Origin of the sequence: Schlesneria sp. (assembly GCF_036405755.1) — a bacterium.
Classification (GTDB): domain Bacteria; phylum Planctomycetota; class Planctomycetia; order Planctomycetales; family Planctomycetaceae; genus Schlesneria; species Schlesneria sphaerica.
Window position 1 is genome coordinate 1 of record NZ_DASWWZ010000091.1, and the last position, 5015, is coordinate 5015.

A 5015-nucleotide genomic window follows, 5' to 3' on the forward strand; every position below is an offset into this window, starting at 1 on the left:
GGCAACGTACCCATCTTTATATCTGAAGGAAGCATACAATGCGTTGGGAAGGTGGAAGGAAAAGCGGTAACCTTGAGGATCGGAGGGCTATGCGGCCCGCCACAATGGCGGCAGGCGGCCTGGGTGTGATGATTGTCATGCTGATTGCTGCATTCATGGGAATCGATCCCCGAAAAGTTCAGCAGTTGATGAACAACGTCAATCCACCGGGAGGACAGGGAGGACAAGTCGCCGAACGGGAACTGACTCCTGAAGAACGCCGGAGCGGTGATTTTGCAGCGACCATTCTTGCGTTTACGGAAGAAGTGTGGGACGAGCAATTCCGCAAAGCAGGCGAGCAATACGTCCCCCCCCGCATGGTGCTCTTCGCGGACGCCGTCGCCACCGGTTGTGGAAACGCACCGTCAGCCGTTGGTCCCTTTTATTGCCCCGCAGATCGAACCGTCTATCTGGACCCGACATTCTTCACGGAACTGAAGGAGAAAATGGGGGGTTCTGACGCAGAGTTTTCGCAAGCTTACGTGATCGCACACGAAATCGGCCACCACGTACAAAACTTGCTGGGATACAGCGACCTCGTCAACCAGAAGCGGCAAGGCCCGAAGGCTGAATTCAATCGCTGGTCGGTCCGGCTGGAACTTCAGGCAGACTATCTTGCAGGTGTGTGGGCTCATTACGGCCAGAAGAAGTTTGATTTTGTAGAACCCGGTGACGTGGCAGCAGCGATCCAGTCGGCGCAGTCGATTGGAGACGACCGGATCCAGAAGAACTCCCGCGGTTTCACGTCCCCAGAGAGTTATACGCATGGGACTTCGGCACAGCGAACAAAGTGGTTCAAACTCGGACTGCAGACGGGTGACCTGAACAGACTGAAAGAGCTATTCGAAATTCCTTATGAAGATCTGTGAAACCCGGCTCTCGGATCGAATCTGCGTGACCATTCCTTCCTCACAGTGAAAGAACATCATGGGCGCTGGGCAGTTCAAGATTGCGGTTCACATGGCGATGCTTCTCAGTATCGTGACGGGTTCTCACCAGTCGGCACTTGCGCAGACACGTGAACGCCTCGACAAGTCTGATGCGCCGCTAGTTGTCGAGGGAGTGGTCCGGCAGGTTTTCAAGAGTCCTCGACAGGGACGGACAGACTACCTGGTGCAGGTCGATGTACAGAAATCAGAAGGCCGAACGGCTCTTAAAAAGGGAGAGGCCACGCGATTCGCGGGGCCGGGCGAGTCTGTTTACATCCATATTTCCCAGCGGCTCGATCCGTCGGGAAAAGTCATCGCTTCGGAAAGTTTTCAAGGTCCACCCGAAGAGCGAGCGCAGATCAAAGCGTTCTTGACAACCCGCGAACAGGGGGGATGGGAAGGATCATTTCCAGACTGGTACGAAGTCACTGGGGAGCGAGGTTCATTGAGTCCAGCCGACGATTCAGCATCAATTTCGCTCGACGACCTTCCCGCCGCAGCGGAAAAATCCCAGCTCGGTATGACAAGTGAAGTGATCAAGATTCAGAATCGGATTGCTCTGCGGGTCACGAGCGTGGAACGGAGCGGTCCTGCCCAGAAAGCCGGTCTCGAAGTCGGTGACATCCTTGCCGGTATCGATGGTGAAGCGATCAAATCTCCGGGACAGTTGGAGACGTTCGCTTCTCAAGGCAAAAAATTCTCGCTCGTCGTAGTCGATGTAAATACCGGGAAAAAGGCTCAGATCGAGATCGACCCACATGCCGCATCGACTGCGGATAGGGAGGCAACGTCCGAGACTGCAGAAAAGCCAGCCACTCAACCGGGAAAGATTTCGCTCGGGATTTCTGCTGAACCTGTCACCCTCGGGACGCGCAGCGCGCTGAAGGTGACGGGAGTTAATCCCGACAGTCCAGCTGGGAAGGCGGGACTCGAAGTGGGAGACATCATTGTTTCTGCGAATGGAGCTCCCGTCACCGGTCCAGAACAGTTGCTCGCCGCCCTGCGAAAAAGCGGTCCCACTCTCAAACTGGCTGTGCGTGATTCGCGCACCGGACGCGACGCGGAAGTCACAGTGAATCTGGGAGGCACACCTCCCATCAAGTCATTCCCGGCGGACGTCGAATCTTCAACGAATTCGGTGCCCGGAAAGTTGGGGGCGGTGACAGAGTTAGCCTTCCACGATGACGACTTCGCCGTCAAAGTCACTGAAGTCGAACCCGGAAGCGCTGCCGCTCGTGCAGGTCTGAAACCCGGCGTTCTGATACTGGCGGCCAATGGCAAGGCAGTCCTGCATCCGAACGATCTCAACGACGCGGTTCACTCCAGCAAGGGAATCCTCAAACTGACCATCCTGAACCCCTCCGGAGGAAAGAAAACGAATCTCGACGTCGATCTGCGGAATTGATTCCGGGACCCTGTCAGTTCAGTCCGTCTGGTTGGTGGGCGGGAGCAATTGATAACTCGATCAACACTTCGCCTGACTGACGCGAGAAACAGACGTTTGATGCTTGATCCAGTACTCAAATCCCTCAATGACTCCGTCCGCGAATTGACGTCGCGCATGGTAGATATGAGGACCGGATGCGTCGGCAAGCTCCATCTGTGCGTTTGCCACGACGACTCCTCGATACCCCTGCTGAAACATCGACAGGTCGTTACCGGAATCCCCCGCGACGAGTACGTGCGTCTTGGGAATCTGCCAGGATTGAGCCAGAAACTCAATCGCAGTTCCTTTGCTGACCCCCATGGGGAGAACATCCAGGTCGCGGCCGGAACTGTAGACCAGTTCCGCAGCAATCTGTTTTTCTCGCAATCGATCGCGGACCTGTGCAAGCCATCCTTCGTCAGCATCGTATACGGTATAGCTGCGTTTGAAATCAGATTGGCACTGCGGTGGCTGGAGGTTCAGTCCAAGTTCCCGATCCAGCAGGCTCCGGACCTCATCGAGTTGCCAGCGAGTCCGCCAGCGATGAGACCATTCCTCCAAGGGCCTTCCGCAGGGATAGAGTCGTACTTCACTGCCCACGTTTGCAACGACGGCATCAGGAGAGGGCAGTTTCCACTCCTGAACGGAAGCAACGATGGACGCATAGTATCTGCCTGAAGCGTATACCAGTCGCGGCGCGGGATGGAGCGACCTCCACCACGAGCGAAAACGCTCGACGGCCGAGGCGTCGCCCAGGAGGGTGCCATCCAGGTCGCTGGCAACCAACCAGGGAAGTCTATTCACAGTAAGTATCCCAGCCAATGTTGTCAGCAGATCAATTCAGCATTGCACTTCATTACCTTACCGCGTGAGTTCTACGCCCGTCGTACTGGCGATCCATCCGCGATTGACGCACTTCGTCAAAAATCGATGAGCAACTTTCTTCCAGGTGTATCGCGAGCGTGCGGTAATGCTGCCATTGAACGAGAGCTGCTGTCGAATTCTGGGATGAAGCAGCGGGGAGCAGATCGCCTGCGATAATGCCTCGGTGTCCTGGGGATCACAATAAATGCAGTCGTGTCCCCACGTCAGCTCTTCCCAGAGTCCGCCACGCGTCGAGACAATCGTCGGCGTTCCACACGCCATCGCTTCGACCGCCGTCATTCCAAAGGGTTCGTTCCGACTCCCCAGCACAAATACATCTGCGGCGCGGTAGTAGTCCGCCAACCGCTGCTGGTCTACGCACACTGTGAATCGGACGTGTTCCCGCACCCCCACCTCGCGCGCCAGATTCTTCAGCGATACAAGTAACTCGTTTTCTTCTCGCGACCGCGTTACCCCACCAATGGCGAGAACCAGCGTGGCATCGGGGATTCGCTTGACGACCGCCGGAAATGACTGGATTAACAGGTCGTATCCTTTGCTCGTCGCGAGCCGCCCCGCCGAAAAGACCGTAGGCGAGTCCCATCCCAGGTCTCGCTTGATCGCCATGCGCCTGCTGTCCTTGAGCTGATAAAAGACATGATCATCCAGACCTGGAGGGATCTGTTCCACTTTTTGACTTGGCACGTTGTATTCATCGCATTCCGACAGACAGCGGGTTTGCTCTGCGGCGGTCGAGAGGACGAGGTCCGCACGGTGGTAAATCACACGCTCCTGCTGAATTCTCTCGGTCAGATGATCCGCGGTCGATTCACCGGCGTCACCCCATGCGCGATTTTGTCGCTTAAGAAGTCCCATCGAGTGCGGTGTATGAACATGGGGGACCCCCAGTCGTTTCGCCAGCTTGACTCCGGCTACTCCCGCATCCCAGTAGTGACTGCTAATCAGCTGATAGCACTTATCCTGAAAATGTGGATCTTGAAAATAAGCGTCAAGCAGCTGAGGAACATATTGCGCCAGGACTTCCTTGGGCAGAAAATCATTGCCGCCATAGGCACAACGAAGAATGCGAACTCCTTTTGCGACTTGCTCAGATGCCGGCTGACCCTCGAATCGCCGTGTGAGAATATCCACTTCAAAACCGCAGTGAGCGAGTGCTTTTGACATCTCTCGGACATAGACGACTTGCCCACCCGTGTCAGGCCGTCCCAGTTCGGGTTGAGCCGCCACATATCCGTGGGTAGAAATCATCAATATACGAGGTGATCTCATAGTGAATTCCTTTCAGACCATTCAATCGATTCATGAACTTCAGTTCACACATGCACTGGCCATAGGAAGCATCTGTGAACGCCATTCGTAGTATGACTCAAGAGCGAATTCGCTGGTGGAGTGAGTGGGGGAGGCGAGCGAAGAGGCGGGATCGAGGGCGAATTGCAGTAGCAACGTGAGTGGTCGTAGCGTGACATCAAGAATCTTCAAGAACATGCACCCCTCCTTCGATCAGCGAGGAAAATCCCGTAGAATAGGTCCCCGCGAAGAAGGCAAGTCCCGTACCAATCCGTCACTGAGTTCAGCTTGCCCTTGAAGTCACTGCGACGTCCGAAGTTGCGGCAGAAGAGCAGGGTTTCTCAAAACCTGCAGGAGCCGACCCGCAAGGTGTAACTACGACAGATTGTCCGCCGCCACCCCCTCAGGTCCGACAATTTGTCGTAGTTCAAGAGAAGGGGACAACGAGC

At 55.7% G+C, this 5015-nt stretch carries 5 protein-coding genes; 2 read left to right on the plus strand and 3 right to left on the minus strand.

Going from position 1 to position 5015, the window contains the following annotated elements:
• Window positions 1–38 precede the first annotated feature (38 nt).
• Both ypfJ and VGE80_RS03010 read left to right on the plus strand, forming a co-directional pair.
• Window positions 39–908, plus strand: a complete 870-nt coding sequence (ypfJ, locus tag VGE80_RS03005; RefSeq protein ID WP_375314922.1) for a KPN_02809 family neutral zinc metallopeptidase — start codon at window positions 39–41, stop codon at window positions 906–908.
• 58 nt (window positions 909–966) lie between these two features.
• Window positions 967–2373, plus strand: a complete 1407-nt coding sequence (locus VGE80_RS03010; RefSeq protein ID WP_440591626.1) for a PDZ domain-containing protein — start codon at window positions 967–969, stop codon at window positions 2371–2373.
• Window positions 2374–2433: 60 nt separating this feature from the next.
• Here VGE80_RS03010 and VGE80_RS03015 read toward each other — a convergent pair whose 3' ends face one another.
• The 3 genes from VGE80_RS03015 to VGE80_RS03025 are packed head-to-tail and all read right to left on the minus strand — an operon-like array spanning window position 2434 to window position 4764.
• Window positions 2434–3198, minus strand: a complete 765-nt coding sequence (locus VGE80_RS03015; RefSeq protein ID WP_440591627.1) for an HAD-IIB family hydrolase — start codon at window positions 3196–3198, stop codon at window positions 2434–2436.
• Window positions 3199–3255: 57 nt separating this feature from the next.
• Window positions 3256–4548 (minus strand): glycosyltransferase, encoded by a 1293-nt coding sequence (locus VGE80_RS03020; RefSeq protein WP_440591628.1) that lies wholly within the window; start codon window positions 4546–4548, stop codon window positions 3256–3258.
• A gap of 39 nt (window positions 4549–4587) precedes the next feature.
• Complete coding sequence (locus VGE80_RS03025; RefSeq protein ID WP_440591629.1) at window positions 4588–4764, minus strand: hypothetical protein; 177 nt, start codon at window positions 4762–4764, stop codon at window positions 4588–4590.
• Window positions 4765–5015: the final 251 nt, after the last annotated feature.